16 protein-coding genes are annotated in these 14264 nt (G+C 72.7%); 8 read left to right on the top strand and 8 right to left on the bottom strand.

Annotated elements, in window-relative coordinates:
* Positions 1–14 precede the first annotated feature (14 nt).
* A complete protein-coding gene (locus ACZ7OH_RS35730; protein ID WP_470284889.1) occupies positions 15–986 on the top strand; it encodes an ATP-binding cassette domain-containing protein in 972 nt (323 codons plus the stop codon).
* Positions 983–1786: an ABC transporter permease gene (locus ACZ7OH_RS35725; protein ID WP_470284888.1), complete on the top strand. Its 804-nt coding sequence runs from the start codon at positions 983–985 to the stop codon at positions 1784–1786. Before ACZ7OH_RS35730 ends, ACZ7OH_RS35725 begins: the two co-directional genes overlap by 4 nt.
* A gap of 26 nt (positions 1787–1812) precedes the next feature.
* On the opposite strand, the gene ACZ7OH_RS35720 is transcribed toward ACZ7OH_RS35725, so the two are convergent.
* Both ACZ7OH_RS35720 and ACZ7OH_RS35715 read right to left on the bottom strand, forming a co-directional pair.
* Positions 1813–2238 (bottom strand): nitroreductase/quinone reductase family protein, encoded by a 426-nt coding sequence (locus ACZ7OH_RS35720; protein WP_470284887.1) that lies wholly within the window; start codon positions 2236–2238, stop codon positions 1813–1815.
* Between the two features lie 2 nt (positions 2239–2240).
* Complete coding sequence (locus ACZ7OH_RS35715; protein ID WP_086682824.1) at positions 2241–2780, bottom strand: DUF6069 family protein; 540 nt, start codon at positions 2778–2780, stop codon at positions 2241–2243.
* A gap of 102 nt (positions 2781–2882) precedes the next feature.
* Here ACZ7OH_RS35715 and ACZ7OH_RS35710 point away from each other — a divergent pair, with 102 nt between their 5' ends.
* The 5 genes from ACZ7OH_RS35710 to ACZ7OH_RS35690 all read left to right on the top strand — a co-directional run bounded on the left by ACZ7OH_RS35710 (position 2883) and on the right by ACZ7OH_RS35690 (position 9098).
* A complete protein-coding gene (locus ACZ7OH_RS35710; protein WP_470284886.1) occupies positions 2883–3842 on the top strand; it encodes an SDR family NAD(P)-dependent oxidoreductase in 960 nt (319 codons plus the stop codon).
* Between the two features lie 44 nt (positions 3843–3886).
* Positions 3887–5602: a serine/threonine-protein kinase gene (locus tag ACZ7OH_RS35705; RefSeq protein ID WP_470284885.1), complete on the top strand. Its 1716-nt coding sequence runs from the start codon at positions 3887–3889 to the stop codon at positions 5600–5602.
* A 196-nt stretch (positions 5603–5798) separates the two neighbouring features.
* On the top strand, positions 5799–6110 hold the full coding sequence (locus ACZ7OH_RS35700) for a hypothetical protein (RefSeq protein ID WP_470284884.1): 312 nt from the start codon (positions 5799–5801) through the stop codon (positions 6108–6110).
* Between the two features lie 185 nt (positions 6111–6295).
* Positions 6296–7774, top strand: a complete 1479-nt coding sequence (locus ACZ7OH_RS35695) for an aldehyde dehydrogenase (protein ID WP_470284883.1) — start codon at positions 6296–6298, stop codon at positions 7772–7774.
* A gap of 118 nt (positions 7775–7892) precedes the next feature.
* A complete protein-coding gene (locus tag ACZ7OH_RS35690; RefSeq protein WP_470284882.1) occupies positions 7893–9098 on the top strand; it encodes a glycosyltransferase in 1206 nt (401 codons plus the stop codon).
* A 141-nt stretch (positions 9099–9239) separates the two neighbouring features.
* On the opposite strand, the gene ACZ7OH_RS35685 is transcribed toward ACZ7OH_RS35690, so the two are convergent.
* From ACZ7OH_RS35685 to ACZ7OH_RS35660, 6 genes are all read right to left on the bottom strand, one after another.
* On the bottom strand, positions 9240–9977 hold the full coding sequence (locus tag ACZ7OH_RS35685) for an SIR2 family NAD-dependent protein deacylase (protein WP_470284881.1): 738 nt from the start codon (positions 9975–9977) through the stop codon (positions 9240–9242).
* A 73-nt stretch (positions 9978–10050) separates the two neighbouring features.
* Positions 10051–10245 (bottom strand): ferredoxin, encoded by a 195-nt coding sequence (locus ACZ7OH_RS35680; RefSeq protein WP_470284880.1) that lies wholly within the window; start codon positions 10243–10245, stop codon positions 10051–10053.
* Positions 10242–11375 (bottom strand): NADH-ubiquinone oxidoreductase-F iron-sulfur binding region domain-containing protein, encoded by a 1134-nt coding sequence (locus ACZ7OH_RS35675; protein WP_470284879.1) that lies wholly within the window; start codon positions 11373–11375, stop codon positions 10242–10244. Before ACZ7OH_RS35675 ends, ACZ7OH_RS35680 begins: the two co-directional genes overlap by 4 nt.
* The gene (locus ACZ7OH_RS35670; protein ID WP_470285025.1) at positions 11372–11929 is read right to left on the bottom strand and encodes a ferric reductase-like transmembrane domain-containing protein; all 558 of its coding nucleotides are present in this window, start codon (positions 11927–11929) and stop codon (positions 11372–11374) included. Before ACZ7OH_RS35670 ends, ACZ7OH_RS35675 begins: the two co-directional genes overlap by 4 nt.
* Positions 11929–12897, bottom strand: a complete 969-nt coding sequence (locus ACZ7OH_RS35665) for an FAD:protein FMN transferase (RefSeq protein WP_470284878.1) — start codon at positions 12895–12897, stop codon at positions 11929–11931. The genes ACZ7OH_RS35670 and ACZ7OH_RS35665 overlap by 1 nt, the downstream gene beginning before the upstream one ends.
* Positions 12894–13151 (bottom strand): hypothetical protein, encoded by a 258-nt coding sequence (locus ACZ7OH_RS35660; RefSeq protein ID WP_470284877.1) that lies wholly within the window; start codon positions 13149–13151, stop codon positions 12894–12896. Before ACZ7OH_RS35660 ends, ACZ7OH_RS35665 begins: the two co-directional genes overlap by 4 nt.
* 236 nt (positions 13152–13387) lie before the next feature.
* Between ACZ7OH_RS35660 and ACZ7OH_RS35655 the strand changes: the two genes are divergently transcribed.
* The gene (locus tag ACZ7OH_RS35655) at positions 13388–14260 is read left to right on the top strand and encodes an alkaline phosphatase family protein (protein WP_470284876.1); all 873 of its coding nucleotides are present in this window, start codon (positions 13388–13390) and stop codon (positions 14258–14260) included.
* The last annotated feature ends 4 nt before the right edge of the window (positions 14261–14264 follow it).

Here is a 14264-nt window from a genome sequence, read left to right as displayed (position 1 = left end):
GAGGGGAAACCGCCATGCCGGAACCGGACAGCGCCGTCCAAGTGCGCGGGCTCGTCAAAACCTACGGGGCGACCCGCGCGCTCGACGGCGTCGACCTCGACATCCCGGCCGGGCGCGTGCTCGGCCTGCTCGGCCCGAACGGCGCCGGGAAGACCACGACGGTCCGCATCCTGACGACGCTGCTGCGGCCGGACTCGGGCTCGGCGCGCGTGGCCGGCTACGACGTCCTGACCCAGCCCGACGAGGTGCGGCAGCGGATCGGGCTGTCCGGGCAGTACGCGGCCGTCGACGAGAACCTCACCGGGTTCGAGAACCTCTACATGGTCGGGCGGCTGTACGGCCGGCGGAAGTCCGCGGCCCGCTCGCGCGCCCGGGAGCTGCTGGCGCGGTTCGCGCTCGAAGACGCCGCCGACCGGCCGGCGAAGGGCTACTCGGGCGGCATGCGGCGGCGCCTCGACCTGGCCGGCGCGCTGGTCGCCGAGCCGGCCGTCGTGGTCCTCGACGAGCCGACCACCGGCCTCGACCCGGGCGGGCGCCTCGACACCTGGGGGGTCATCAAGCAGCTGGTCGCGGACGGCACGACCGTGCTGCTGACCACGCAGTACCTCGAAGAGGCCGACCAGCTCGCCGACTCGATCGTGGTGATCGACCACGGCCGGGTGATCGCGCGCGGCACGGCCGACGAGCTCAAGGCCCAGATCGGCGGCGAGCGGCTGGAGCTGGTCGTCGCCTCGGCCGCGGACCTGCCGGCGACGCTGGCGGTGCTGCGCGAGGTGGGGACGGGCGAGCCGGCCGGCGACGACCACACCCGGCGGGCGGAGATCCTCGTCGACACCGGCCCGAAAGCGCTCATCGAGGCCCTGCGCCGGCTCGACGGCCAGGGCATCGCCGTCCAGGACGTCGCGCTGCACCGGCCGACCCTCGACGACGTCTTCCTGTCCCTGACCGGCCACGGCGCTTCGCCGGCCGAGGAGGTGGCCAAGTGAACACGCTCGCGAAGGGCATTTCCGACGGCGGCATCATCACGTGGCGCAACCTGATGAACGTCCGCCGCAACCCGGACTGGCTGATGGCGGCGACGCTGCAGCCGATCATGTTCGTGCTGCTGTTCGCGTACGTCTTCGGCAACGCGATCGGCGGCGAAGCGGGCGGCGCGGCGTACCGGGAGTTCCTCATCGCGGGGATCTTCGCCCAGACGGTGGCGTTCAACTCGGCGTTCACGGTCATCGGCTTCGCCAACGACCTGCAGAAGGGCATCATCGACCGGTTCCGCTCGCTGCCGATGTCCCGCATCGCGGTGGTCCTCGGCCGGACGACGTCGGACCTGGTGGTCAGCGTGGTGGCGCTGGTCGTGATGTCGGCGTGCGGGCTGATCGTGGGCTGGCGCATCCGCGGCAGCTTCTGGGACGCGCTGCTGGGCTACCTGGTGATGCTGATGTTCGCGTGGGCGTTGTCCTGGGTGGGCGCGCTGATCGGCCTGGCGGCGCGCAGCGTCGAGGTGGCGCAGAGCCTCGGGTTGATCTGGATGTTCCCGCTGAGCTTCATCTCGTCGGCGTTCGTCCCGACCCAGACGCTGCCGCCGTTCTTGAAGGCGATCGCGGACTGGAACCCGTTCACGGCGGTGATCAACGCGACGCGAGATCTGTTCGGCAACCGCTTCGGCCCGGCGCCGACGGGGTGGCCGGCGGAGAACGCGGCACTGTACGCGATCCTGTGCTGCGTGGCGATCATCGCGGTGTTCGCCCCGTTGGCGACGGCGAAGTACCGCCGGGTGGCGAGCAAGTAGGACCGTCCGAAGAGGACCGGCTGCGGTCAGTCCTCTTCGGACAGCTCCACGATCGGGATGACCCGCTTGGCCTCCCGCGCCTTGGCCTGGTGGTCCGCCAAAAAGGGGTACTGCTTCTCCAGCTCACCCCAGGTCCGCACGTAGTCCGCCCCCAGCAGCGGCAGCGCCTCGGCCGGGAACTCGCGGCCGTCCACCTCCACCTTCACCCGCGAGTCCTCCGCCAGGTTCAAGTACCAGTCCGGATGCCGGGGCGCCCCGATGTTCGACGCCACCACCAGCAGCCGGTCGCCGTCGCGGTGGTACATCATCGGGACCGTGCGGGGCTCCCCCGACCGGCGGCCCGTGGTCGTGAGCAGCACCAGCCGCTCGCGGTGCATGCCGTCCACCTCGCCGCCGGCGCGGAACTGCTCGATCACGCGGCGGTTGGTCTCCCGCACGTCGACCGTGTCCATGGTCACTGGTCGTAGTAGCGGGTCGGCGGGGGCTGCTGTTGCGGGTATTGCCGGGTCGCCGGCGGCGGCGCGGCGCTCTGCCGGCGCCGGTGCAGCGTCCGGGCGCTGGCCGCCATGCTGTTCACCACCGCGGCGATGACGAGCCCGATGACGAGGTTGATCGCGGCCGTGGCGATCTTCGCGCTCGGCGCGACCGTCAACGTCAGCGGCAGGACCACCGCGATCAGCGTCACCAGCACCATGATCCAGCCGAAGAACTGGGACGGCGCCGGCGTGGCGACGCTCAGCAGGTGCATCAGCCCGGTGGCGAGCAGGGCCACCGCGGCGGCGACCAGCGCGTACGTCGTGGTGCTCGCGTTGCCCCAGACGCCCTCGCCTTTTGGGGCCAGCACTTCTACCTCGAAGACGCCGCGCGCGATCAGCAACCCGACCACCGCGAGCAGGGCCGCGATCACCGCCGTCGCCACCCCGCCGGCCCACAGCCGGCGCGCGTCGATCCCCGGGCGGACGTCCTGGGGCTGGTTCCCGTAGTAGTCGGACATCAGAGCCTTCCTGGGTCGGCTGCCTCTCGCCCCCGATTGTCCCCTCTTTCGGCCGCGTCCGCGATTTGCGCTGGAGTGCACTCCAGCTCGTAGCGTCGAGGCATGACCACCGCACAGCACAAGATCGGTTCGGGTTTCGGCGCCACGACCACGGCCGCCGAAGCCGTCGCAGGCGTCGACCTCACGGGCAAGCTCGCCGTCGTCACCGGCGGGTACTCCGGGATCGGCCTCGAAACCACCCGCGCCCTGGTGGGCGCCGGCGCGCACGTCGTCGTCCCCGCCCGTCGCCGCGAGACCGCCGAAGAAGCTCTCGCCGGCTTCGAGAACGTCGAGGTCGACGAGCTGGACCTGGGCGACCTCGAGAGCGTCCGCGCCTTCGCCGAGCGCTTCCTCGCCACCGGACGGCAGATCGACCTCCTGATCACCAACGCGGGCGTGATGGCCTGCCCGGAGACCCGCGTCGGTCCGGGCTGGGAAGCCCAGTTCGCCACCAACCACCTCGGCCACTTCGCCCTGGTCAACCGCCTCTGGCCGGCCGTCGCCGACGGCGCCCGCGTCGTCGCCCTGTCCTCGCGCGGCCACCACTACTCGCCGATCCGCTGGGACGACGTCCAGTTCGAACGCGGTTACGACAAGTGGGCCGCCTACGGGCAGGCCAAGACGGCCAACGTCCTCTTCGCCGTCCGGCTGGACGAGCTGGGCGCGGAGAAGGGCGTCCACGCGTTCGCGCTGCACCCCGGCGGCATCATGACGCCGCTGCAGCGCCACCTCCCGCGGGAGGAGATGATCGAGCGCGGCTGGATCGACGAGGCCGGGAACTACCTGGTGAAGTTCAAGACGCCGGAGCAGGGCGCGGCGACGACGGTCTGGGCCGCGACGTCCCCGCAGCTCGCTGACCTGGGCGGGCTGTACCTCGAGGACTGCGACGTCGCCGAGCTGTCCCCCGCCGGCGCCGTCGGCATGACCGAGTCGGGCGTGCGCCGGTACGCCGTCGACCGCGAGGAGGCCCGTCGCCTGTGGACGTTGTCGGCGGAGCTGACCGGAGTGGACGCTTTCTCGTGATCTTCTGACGTTTGCCGGCCACCGGTTCGGGGTACATCGCGGCCGTGGCCGACGAAGCCGGCAGAACGGGGAACGCGCCGATGGGCGACGCGGACGACGTGACGTGCGCGCGCTTCGCCATCGACGAGTTCACCGCCGCCCCGCGTTCCCTCGACGACCGTCCGCCCGGCCTGCTGGCCGGGCGGTACGAGGTCGGCAGGCTGGTCGGCAGCGGCGGGACCGCGCGGGTGTACCGGGCCTACGACCTGCGGCTCGAGCGCGAGGTCGCGGTCAAGATCTACGACCGGGACACCGTCGCGCTCGACCAGCGGCGCCGGCTGCGCGAGATGAGCATCCAGGGCAGCATCACCCACCCGGGCGTGGTCGCGCTGCTCGACAGCGGGACCGAGCACGGCCGGACGTACCTGGTGATGCAGCTCGTCGAGGGCGAGAACCTGGCGGAGCGGCTGCTGGGCGGCCCGATGCCGGTGGCCGAGGTGACGGCGCTGGCCGACGGGCTGGCCGAGGCACTCGCCCACGTGCACGCGCGGCGCGTCGTGCACCGGGACCTCAAGCCCGCCAACGTGTTCCTGTCCGCGGACGGCCCGTTGATCGGGGACTTCGGCATCGCACACGCCCTCGACACGACGCACATCACGGGCACGGGCGTGGTCCCCGGCACGGCGGCGTACCTGGCGCCCGAGCAGGTCGGCGGCGAGCGGGCGGGACCGCCGGCGGACGTGTACGCGCTGGGGCTGATCCTGCTGGAGTGCGTGACGGGCCGCCGCGAGTACTCGGGCACGATGGTCGAGGCGGCGATGGCCCGGCTGACCCGGGCCCCGCGGATTCCGGAGGGGCTGCCGCCCTCGCTGGCGCACACGTTGCGCCGGATGACCAGGCGCGAGCCGGCCGACCGCCCGACGGCGGCGGAGGTCCGCGAGCTGCTGCACGCCCCGGTCCCGGCGCTCCCGTGGCCTTCGGGGCGGCTGGGCGAGGTGTTGAGAAGACGCCACCGCGCGGCCCCGGTAGGAGGCGGCAAGCGCGAACGACTCGGCGCGGCGGCGGGTGGTGCCGGTGGTTTCAACGCCGCGGAGGACGGCTCCGGCGGCCACGGCTCGCTCGCCCCTACGGCCAGCGGCTCCGGCGATCCCGGGCACGGGACCGGCGCGGGCCGCGTTCCGCACGCCCTCACCGCAAGTGGCTCCAGCCACCGAACCGGCCCCGGCGCTCCCGGCGCGGGCCGCGTTCCGCACGCCCTCACCGCAAGTGACTCCGGCCACGATCCACTCGCTCCCACGGCCGGCGGCTCCGGCCACCGAACCGACTCCCGTACCCCGACCCACCACGGCCCGTTCGCGCCCACGCTGAGCGACACCAGCGCGCCTCTCCCGGCCGGCCCGCGGAAAGTCCTCGCCGCAATCGGCCTCTCGCCGGCCAGCGAACCCGCGAACCGCCGCCGGTTCACCGCCGCCGCCGGGTTGACCGCCGCCGCCGTGGTCGCCGTTTCCGCTCTCGTCCTCTCCTCTCCGGACTCCGGTACCACCACCCCGGCCCAGCCGCCGGCGCCCAGTTCGCCCGCGCCCGCTCACCCCTCCTCCACACCCCTCGCCGCCTCCGGGACCGTCGGTTCGGGACCCCGCGCCCCCGAGTCCGCCGAGCTCGAACCCGCCGCCGTGACTCACGACGACCAGCCGAAGCCCGGGAAGCCCGCCAACCCGCAGCGCACCCGCAGCCACGGCAAGGGCAAGGGCAAGGGCTCCGGGACCTCCGGCCGGGCCTGATCCGGGTCCAACGGCCCTAGTGCCGGAAACCGTCCGCTAATAGCGCGGAATTGTTTTCCCGAATTCGGACTCGAACCAATAACGAGCCGTAACCGGAACCGGCCGCGCCCCGACACACACCACGTGTCCGCCCGGCTGCGTTCCGGCTCCGGCACTCCCGCCGGGAAACCCCGAACCCGACTCCACGGAGGTCTTGATGAGCGTCCACGCTGCCCTCGCGCGGCCGGTTTACGGAACACGTCGCGGGCGGCACGCCAAGCCGCTCCCCGCGTGGCCGCGAGTCGTCGCCAGGACGCTCTTCCTCGCGTTCGCAATGATCTCCACCGGCGCGGTCGTCGTCGCCGGCTGGCCGCCCGTGCTGCTCGTCGTCCCCGCCGCCGTACTCCTGCTGCTCGTCGCGAGCGTGACGAAACTGCGGACCGCGTCCGCGAAGATCGATACGATCTTCGCCGAAGAACTGACGCGGGAAACCGTTCCCGAAACCGGCGAGAGCATCGAGATCTCCTGACTTTCCCGCACCACAAAACTGCTCCTCGGCAAAGGGATGACAGCCCGGGTGATGAAATCGTGCCCCCGGCGGCGAAGGCGTCCTCGACCGCGCGGTGGTAGCCAGACCGCCGTCGAAGGTTACGTCAGGCCCCCGTCCGGGTGCAGGCTGAGAGCGGCACGGCTCGACGTCGAGGAGGACGGACCATGAGCGACCCACTTCCCCGGCTTTCCCTTTTGATCAACGGAAAAGCCGTCGGAGCCCGTTCCGGCCGGACGTTCGGGTCCCAGAACCCCTACACCGGCGAACCGTGGGCGGTCGTCCCGGACGGCGGTCCGGAAGACGTCGACGACGCGGTCGCGGCGGCCCGCGCGGCCCTCGACGGCGAGTGGGGCGCGACCACCGGGTTCGCGCGCGCCGCCCTGCTGCGCCGGCTCGGCGACCTCATCGGCGAGCACGCCGAGCGGCTCGCGCGGCTCGAGGTGAACGACTCCGGCAAGCTCTACCGCGAGATGATCGGCCAGCTCACCGGGCTCGGCGGCTGGTACCACTACTTCGCGGGCCTGGCCGACAAGATCGAGGGCCGCCAGATCCCGGCGCCGAACCCGGACTACCTCGTCTATACCCGCCGCGAGCCGGTGGGCGTCGTCGCGGCCATCACGCCGTGGAACTCGCCGCTGCTGCTGCTCACCTGGAAGCTCGCGCCCGCGCTGGCCGCCGGGTGCACGGTTGTGGTGAAGCCGTCCGAGCACTCGCCCGTCTCGACGCTCGGGCTGGCCGAGCTGATCACCGAAGCCGGGTTCCCGCCCGGGGTCGTCAACGTCGTCACCGGGCTGTCCCGCGAGACCGGCGCGGCGCTGGCCGGGCACCCGGGCGTCGACAAGGTCGCGTTCACCGGGTCGACCGCCACCGGCCGCGCGGTCGCGCTGGCGGCCGCCGGGAACCTCAACAAGGTGACGCTGGAGCTGGGCGGCAAGTCGCCGCAGGTGGTGTTCCCCGACGCCGACCTCGCCGCGGCGGCCAACGGCGTCGTCGCGGGGGTGTTCGCCGCGACGGGCCAGACGTGCATGGCCGGGTCGCGGCTGATCGTGCACGCCGACGTCCACGACGAGCTGGTCCGGCTGGTCGCCGAGCGGGCGGAAGCGATCCGGCTGGGCGACCCGAACGAGCCGGGCACCGAGATGGGCCCGGTCGCCAACGCGCCGCAGTACGAGAAGGTGCTGCACCACCTGGAGACGGCGAAGGCCGAAGGCGCGACGGTCGTCTGCGGCGGCGGGGCGGAACCGGCGCTCGGCGGCCTGTTCGTGCGGCCGACGGTGCTGACCGGGGTGAAGCCGTCGTCGACGGTCGTGCGCGAGGAGGTGTTCGGCCCGGTGCTGGCGGCGCTGACGTTCACGAGCGAAGCGGAGGCGATCCGCCTGGCGAACGACACGCCGTACGGCCTGGCCGGCGCGGTGTGGACGAAGGACGTCCACCGCTCGCACCGCGTCGCGGCGAAGCTCAAGGCCGGGACGGTGTGGATCAACGCGTACCGGGTGGTGGCGCCGTCGGTGCCGTTCGGCGGGGTGAAGAACTCGGGCCTCGGACGCGAGAACGGCGTCCACGCGATCGACGAGTACCTGGTGGACAAGGCGGTGTGGGTCGAACTGACCGGCGGCACGCGGGACCCGTTCACCTTGGGATGAAACACCTGGGATGATTCCCTCTCCCCACTTCAACATATAGCGGACCCCGGGGCTTGTGGCAAGACCCCGGGGCGGGTCCACAATTCGGGCTCACCAATTTCCGCCGAGGGGATTTTTCATGCGTGTGTTGCTGTCCACGATCGGCTCGCGGGGCGAGGTGCAGCCCGTGCTGGCGCTGGCCTCGGAGCTGCGGGCGCTCGGGCAGGACGTCCGCCTGTGCGTGCCGCCCGACTTCCGGGACTGGCTCGACGAGCTGGGCTTCGACGTCGTGCCGATCGGCCCCGAAGTGCGCGCGACGGCGAAGGCGCACCGGGTGAAGCCGACGCCCGAGCAGATCCGGAAGTCCACTGAGGACACCGTCACGACCCAGTTCGAGACGATCTCCGTGGCCGCCGAGGGCTGTGACGTCCTCGTCGCCGGCGGCGCCCTGCAGTTCGCCACCCGCTCGATCGCCGAGCGGACCGGCGCCGCCTACGTCTACACGAGTTTCTGCCCGATCACCTTGCCGTCCGACCGGCACGCGCCGCCGCCGATGCCGTGGCGGACGCCCGGGGAAAAGGAAAACCGCGCTTTGTGGGACGAAGACGCGCGGCGCTGGAACAGTTTCTTCGGCGGCAAGGTCAACGAGCACCGCGCGGCCGCCGGCCAGGCGCCCGTCGACGACCTGCCGGGCCACGTGTTCACCGACCGGCCGTGGCTCGCCGCCGACCCCGCGCTGGCGCCGTGGCCCGAGCCGGGTGACCCGCGGGTCGTCCAGACGGGGGCGTGGATCTGGCCGGACCGGCGGCCGCTGCCGGCCGAGCTGCTGGCGTTCCTCGATGCGGGCGACCCGCCGGTGTACTTCGGCTTCGGCAGCATGCGGGCGCCGGCCGAGGCGGCGGAGGCCGCGCTCGCCGCGGCGCGGGCGCACGGCCGCCGGGCGGTCGTCGCCCGCGGGTGGGCGGACCTCGTCGCCGCCGACGCACCGGACTGCCTCGGCATCGGCGAGATCAACCAGCAGGCGCTGTTCGGGCGCGTGGCCGCGGTCGTCCACCACGGCGGCGCGGGCACGACGACGGTCGCCGCCCGCGCGGGCGCGCCCCAGGTGGTCGTGCCGCAGATGTACGACCAGCACTACTTCGCGGGCCGGGTCCACTCGCTCGGCCTCGGCGCGGCGACGGACCCGGGCGTGCCGACGGCTTCTTCGCTGACCTCGGCGCTCGAAGTGGCGTTGCGGCCCGAAGTGGCGGCGCGGGCGAAGGCGTTTTCGGGCCGGGTGCGCGGCGACGGCGCGAGCGTCGCGGGCCGCCACCTGCTGACGACGGTGCCGCTCGCGTCCGCCTAGCTCAGCGCGTAGAAGTCCTCGAGGACGGCGAGGTCGCGGACCCACTCCTCGACGCCCGGCTCCGCGCGGAACCGGAACCGGGTCGACGCGGGCGGGATCTGCATGACCCCGGCCGGCCTGCGGACTCGCCAGCCTCGCGGATCACGCGCGGACCGCCGCGCAGAGCTCCGGGACGACCGTCTCGATGTCGTCGCGCAGGACGAACGCTGCGTCCTCGTCGTACGGCGTGGGCTGCCGGTTGACGATCACCAGCGTCGCCCCGGCCTGCACGGCGACCGTGCACAGCGACGCGGCCGGCTCCACCTGCAGCGAGCTGCCGACGGCCAGGAACACCTCGCTCGCCGCGGCGACGTTCCGCGCGCGCCCGAGGACTTCGCCGTCCAGGTTCTGTCCGAAAAGGACGATGTCGAGCTGCAGGATGCCGCCGCACCGCGGGCACTGCGGGTCGTCGTCGCCGCGCTCCAGCACGTCGGTGGTCGGGAACCGGGCCGCGCAGCCGGTGCAGCGCGTGGTGTGCATGCTGCCGTGCAGTTCGAGGACCTTCCGCGCGGCGAGGCCGGCTTTCTGGTGCAGGCCATCGACGTTCTGGGTGAGCACCCGCACGGCGACGCCGTCGCCATCCAGGTCGGCAAGGGCACGGTGGGCGGCGTTCGGCTCGGCGCGCCAGGCCGCATGACCGCGGTAGCTGCGCCAGAATTCCCGCCGCGTTTCGGCATCGGCCATGAAGTTCTCGAGCGTGAAGGCGTTGACGGCACTGGGCGAGCGCGTCCAGACGCCATCGGGGCCGCGGTAGTCGGGGATGCCGGAAGCGGTGGAGATCCCGGCGCCGGTGAGCACGCCGACGAGCCGGGCACCGCGGATCCGGTCGATGAGCTCCATGCAACGGAGGTTAACGACTGCAGGGGCCCAGCGACGACCCGTTTCTCCACCAGGAAGAACCGCCGTCTGAGGCTCAGTCCTTCCGCAGCCGCAACGCCAGCGCCGGGCAAGCCGCCGCCGCTCGGCGGGCCTCGGCCACCAGCTCCGGCGGCACCGGTCCCGACGCCACCACCGGATACCCCCACTCGTCCAACCGGACCGCCTCCGGCAGCAGATCGGCGCACAGCCCGTGCCCCCGGCACCCGATCGGGTCCACTGTCACCCTCATGCGACACGCTCCAGAACCCGGCACCAGCCGCCGGCCGAGTGCGCCGCCACGTCGGGACCGAACACCTGCAACGCGCTCGTCGCGAGCCGCGCCGCGCCGTCCGGGTGCGCGCATGCCCCGCGACCGCTCAACAGCGGCAACCGACGGGCCAACCGGGCCGTCGCGGGACCGCCGCCGCGTAACAGCTCCGCGAAGTCCGCCGCGATCGCCGGGAGGCCGAACATGCACGGCCCGCACTGCCGGGCCGACTCCGCCGCCAGGAACGCCAGCACCTTCGCCGTGTACTCGAGCCCGCACGCCCGCGCCGGCAGCGCGTACACCGCCGAGATTCCGGTCAGCCCGGACCCGAAGTCCGCCGTCCACATCCCGCCGTAGCCGCCGGACAACACAGCCTGCACCGGCTCGGCCTCGCCGCCCGCCGCGGCCAGCACCGTCGACAGCGACGCTCCCGCCGGCACCTCCACGACCCCCGGCCGCCGGACCGCGCCGGTCACCGTGACCAGATCGACCCGCGCCGCGCGGTAGTGCTGCGGGCCCTGCAAGATCACCAATGCCAGCTGCGCCAGCGTGTCGACGTTGTCCACGAGCGTCGGCCGGCCACGCACCCCGCGTTCGTCGGGCCGCGGCGACTTGCCGAGCGGCAGCGCGTCCCCCGACGTCAGGTGGTGGACGAGCGCGGTCTCCTCGCTGGCGACGTACCGGCGCGGGATCTCCTCGACGCGCACCGGCACGCGGTCGTCGCGTTCGGCGAGCGCCGCGCGGACGCCCGGCAGCACCGGGCTCCCCTGGTGTACACAAAGGACGGTCTCGCCGGCGCCGATGGCGTGTGCGGCGAGCTGCAGGCCGTCCAGGACCAGGTGCGGCGACAGCGTGAGCAGCGCGGCGTCCTTGTGGCTGAGCGGGTCGCCTTCGCACCCGTTCGCGACGACGATCGAGCGCGGCTTCCGCGCGGCCCGCAGCTTGCGCGCGGTCGGGAAGCCCGCGCCGCCGCGGCCGCGCAGGTCCGCCGCGGCGACGGCCTCGATCAGCCGGTCGCGGCCGTCTTCGCCGTGGTAGGCGACCCACGGGACGACGCCGTTGCGGCGCCGGTGCCCGGCCAGGTCGAGGCGGTGGGACGGGAGGATGGTCATCGGGTGCCTCCGAGCGGCGAGAGCTTGCGGGTCGCGGTGTCGGCGTCCTGCCGGGTGGCGCGGTAGGCGACGGCGCCGAGCACGGCCAGCACGCACACCACGTCGAGCGCGACGATCCAGCCGTACGCGGCGTCGTCCTCGGCCATGCCGAAGCCGTGCACCAGCGCGACCGGCCAGCAGAGGTAGGCCAGCCAGTGCACGGCGCGCCAGGCCCGCGGCGGCATGCGCGTGCGCAGCAGGCTGGTGACGACGATCGCGAGCAGCAGGTCGACGGCGACGGCGCCGAACCCGACCCAGAGCGGCCGGTAGCCCGAGCCGAACGGGACGAGCACGTCCAGCCAGCTCAGCGAAACGTAGCCGTCGAGGATCGCCGTCGCGATGTGCGCGACGAGGAACGCGACGCTGGTCAGCGCGAGGTTCCGGTGCACGGCGGCGACGGTGAAGCGGGGCCACGCCCGCGTGGCGAACCGCCCGGCGCCGAGCGCGCCGAGGACGACGACAGCGGTGAACAGGATGAGCGAGACGAGACCGGTCGCGCGGCTGAAGTACCACATCACGCGGCCTTCCTCTCGCTGGGCCAGCCGGGCGTCGTGACGACGTCGCCGCCGACGCCGACCAGCCGCGCGGGCAGCCGTCGTTCCGCGAGCCAGCCGGGCGCGTCCCCACCGAGGACGACGGCGGCGGTGCTCGCGGTGTTGGCGTCCACAGTGGACTTGGCGGCGACGGAGACGGTGCGCCACCGGGGTTCGGCGGCGTCCCCGGTGCGCGGGTCGACGATGTGGTGCACGGTCCGGCCGCCGTGCCGCCACCGCCGCCGGGTCGTGCCGGAGCTGGCGAGGGCGCCGTCCCGGTGCAGCGCGACGGTGGTGTCGGGCCGGACGACGGCCTCGGCGTGGTCGTCGCCGAGCGCGATCTGCCAGCCGCCGGCGGGTTCCGGGCCGGCCGTGCGCAGGTCACCGCCGAGGTTGACGAGGACCCCGCAGCCGAGCGAGGCGTGGATCCGCCGCGCGGCGCGGTCGGCGGCGAGGGCTTTCGCCGTGGCGCCGAGGTCGAGGTGGACGCCCCGCGGGAGGACGACGAGGCGCTGCGCGGGGTCGAAGAGGACACGGTGCCAGCCCGGAGCGGGTACCGGTTCCGCCGGGGTGGGTCGTGAGTGTGAAACAGGGTTAGAACACTGTTCCACGCTCACGACCGCGTCCGTGATCAGGGCGAAGTCGCGGTCGTAACCCAGCGCCCGGACCGCCGCGCCGACCGTCGGATCGACCAGCCCGTCCGTCAACCGGGCCGCGCGCAGCGCCGCTGCCAGCGCCTCCGCCAGCAACGCCCCCACCCGGACCTGCCGCCCGGCCGTCTCGTGCAGCCGCGAGATCTCCGAGTCCGCCCGGAACCGGCTGCACGCCAGGTCGATCGCGGCCAGCTCCGCCTCCAGCAGGTCGACCGCCGTGCCGAGCCGGCCGGGGTCGGTGACCACCACCTCCGCCGTCGTGCCCAGCGCCGGGAACGCTCTCGCCGCCGTCGTCACGACGCACCCGAGCCCGTGTGCGCGCTGCCCGAACCCGAGCTCAGCCCGCTGTCCGATGACTGGAGCTGGTCCTGGGAACCGGTCGGAGTGGTGGTCGACGTGGTCGAAGTGTCGGCGGCCGAAGCCGCCGAGAGGCCGAAGCCGATCGCGCCGGCCGTGGCCGCGCCGAGCACCGCCACCGTCGCCGTGACCAGCGCGGCCTTGCGGCGGCCGTGCTCGCGGCGGGCCGCGCCGCCTGTCGTGTTGGGGTCCATGCGTTCGAGTCTCGGCCCCGTTCCTTTGAACGGCCTGGGAGCGACCTGTCAAGTCCCTGGCTGTCCACAGTGGACACCTACCAAAGGAGGTTGACACCGGAAAATCGTTGACCCACTCTTTCCCTTGTCCGCCGGAGGTTCCCAGGTGTTCACGAACCGGACCACGACACGGCACGCACCGGACCTCCGGCCTGGGCATCATGAGGCGCCCTCACCCACCACACGCTGGAGGACCCATGATCCGCAAGCGGATCTTCGCCGTGTTCGCCGCCGCAGCCCTCGTCACGGCCGGTGCGATCACGACCACGGTCGTCACCCGGACGGAGGAGCCCGCCGTGCAGCCGACGGCGGCCACCGTGCCGGCGTTCGACCACATCGTCCTCGTGATGTTCGAGAACAAGAAGTACTCCTCGATCAACGGCAGTTCCAGCGCGCCCTACTTCAACACCCTCGCCTCGCAGAGCGCGAAGTTCACGAACTCCTTCGCGATCACGCACCCGAGCCAGCCCAACTACGTCGCCCTCTTCTCGGGCGCGACGCAGGGCGTCACCGACGACACCTGCCCGGCCGACCTCGGCGCGAAGGCCAACCTCGGCCGGCAGCTGCTCGACGCGGGCAAGTCCTTCACGGGCTACTCCGAGGCGATGCCCTCGGACGGCTACACCGGCTGTTCCAGCGGCACCTACCGGCGCAAGCACAACAGCTGGGTCGACTTCTCGAACGTCCCGGCCGCGAGCAACCTCCGCTACTCGAGCTTCCCGTCCGACTTCACCCAGCTGCCGACCGTTTCGTTCGTCACGCCCGATATGTGCAATGACATGCACGACTGCTCCATCGGCACCGGCGACACCTGGCTGAAGAACCACCTCGACGCCTACGCCCAGTGGGCCAAGACGCACAACAGCCTGCTGATCACCACCTTCGACGAAGACAGCGGCACGTCGGTGAACCAGATCTTCACCAGCTTCACCGGCGCGCACGTCCAGGTCGGCAGCTACAGCGAATCGATCAACCACTACACCGTGCTGCGCACGATCGAGGCGTCCTACGGCCTGCCGGGCATCGGCGGCGCCGCGAGCAAGTCGCCGATCCTCGACGTCTGGCAGTAACCGC

The organism is Amycolatopsis sp. NPDC114478 (genome assembly GCF_055633805.1).
The sequence above is the reverse complement of the archived record's forward strand: the minus strand, read 5'-3'. Positions and strand labels throughout refer to the sequence as shown.

What these genes read in the sequence shown, in the direction of transcription:
- ACZ7OH_RS35710 (WP_470284886.1), top strand. Translation starts at nt 2,883, where the DNA reads ATGACCACCGCACAGCACAAGATCGGTTCGGGTTTCGGCGCCACGACC.
- ACZ7OH_RS35700 (WP_470284884.1), top strand. Translation starts at nt 5,799, where the DNA reads ATGAGCGTCCACGCTGCCCTCGCGCGGCCGGTTTACGGAACACGTCGC.
- ACZ7OH_RS35730 (WP_470284889.1), top strand. Translation starts at nt 15, where the DNA reads ATGCCGGAACCGGACAGCGCCGTCCAAGTGCGCGGGCTCGTCAAAACC.
- ACZ7OH_RS35720 (WP_470284887.1), bottom strand. Translation starts at nt 2,238, where the DNA reads ATGGACACGGTCGACGTGCGGGAGACCAACCGCCGCGTGATCGAGCAG.
- ACZ7OH_RS35680 (WP_470284880.1), bottom strand. Translation starts at nt 10,245, where the DNA reads ATGAGGGTGACAGTGGACCCGATCGGGTGCCGGGGGCACGGGCTGTGC.
- ACZ7OH_RS35690 (WP_470284882.1), top strand. Translation starts at nt 7,893, where the DNA reads ATGCGTGTGTTGCTGTCCACGATCGGCTCGCGGGGCGAGGTGCAGCCC.
- ACZ7OH_RS35695 (WP_470284883.1), top strand. Translation starts at nt 6,296, where the DNA reads ATGAGCGACCCACTTCCCCGGCTTTCCCTTTTGATCAACGGAAAAGCC.
- ACZ7OH_RS35685 (WP_470284881.1), bottom strand. Translation starts at nt 9,977, where the DNA reads ATGGAGCTCATCGACCGGATCCGCGGTGCCCGGCTCGTCGGCGTGCTC.
- ACZ7OH_RS35660 (WP_470284877.1), bottom strand. Translation starts at nt 13,151, where the DNA reads ATGGACCCCAACACGACAGGCGGCGCGGCCCGCCGCGAGCACGGCCGC.
- ACZ7OH_RS35715 (WP_086682824.1), bottom strand. Translation starts at nt 2,780, where the DNA reads ATGTCCGACTACTACGGGAACCAGCCCCAGGACGTCCGCCCGGGGATC.
- ACZ7OH_RS35675 (WP_470284879.1), bottom strand. Translation starts at nt 11,375, where the DNA reads ATGACCATCCTCCCGTCCCACCGCCTCGACCTGGCCGGGCACCGGCGC.
- ACZ7OH_RS35670 (WP_470285025.1), bottom strand. Translation starts at nt 11,929, where the DNA reads ATGTGGTACTTCAGCCGCGCGACCGGTCTCGTCTCGCTCATCCTGTTC.
- ACZ7OH_RS35655 (WP_470284876.1), top strand. Translation starts at nt 13,388, where the DNA reads ATGATCCGCAAGCGGATCTTCGCCGTGTTCGCCGCCGCAGCCCTCGTC.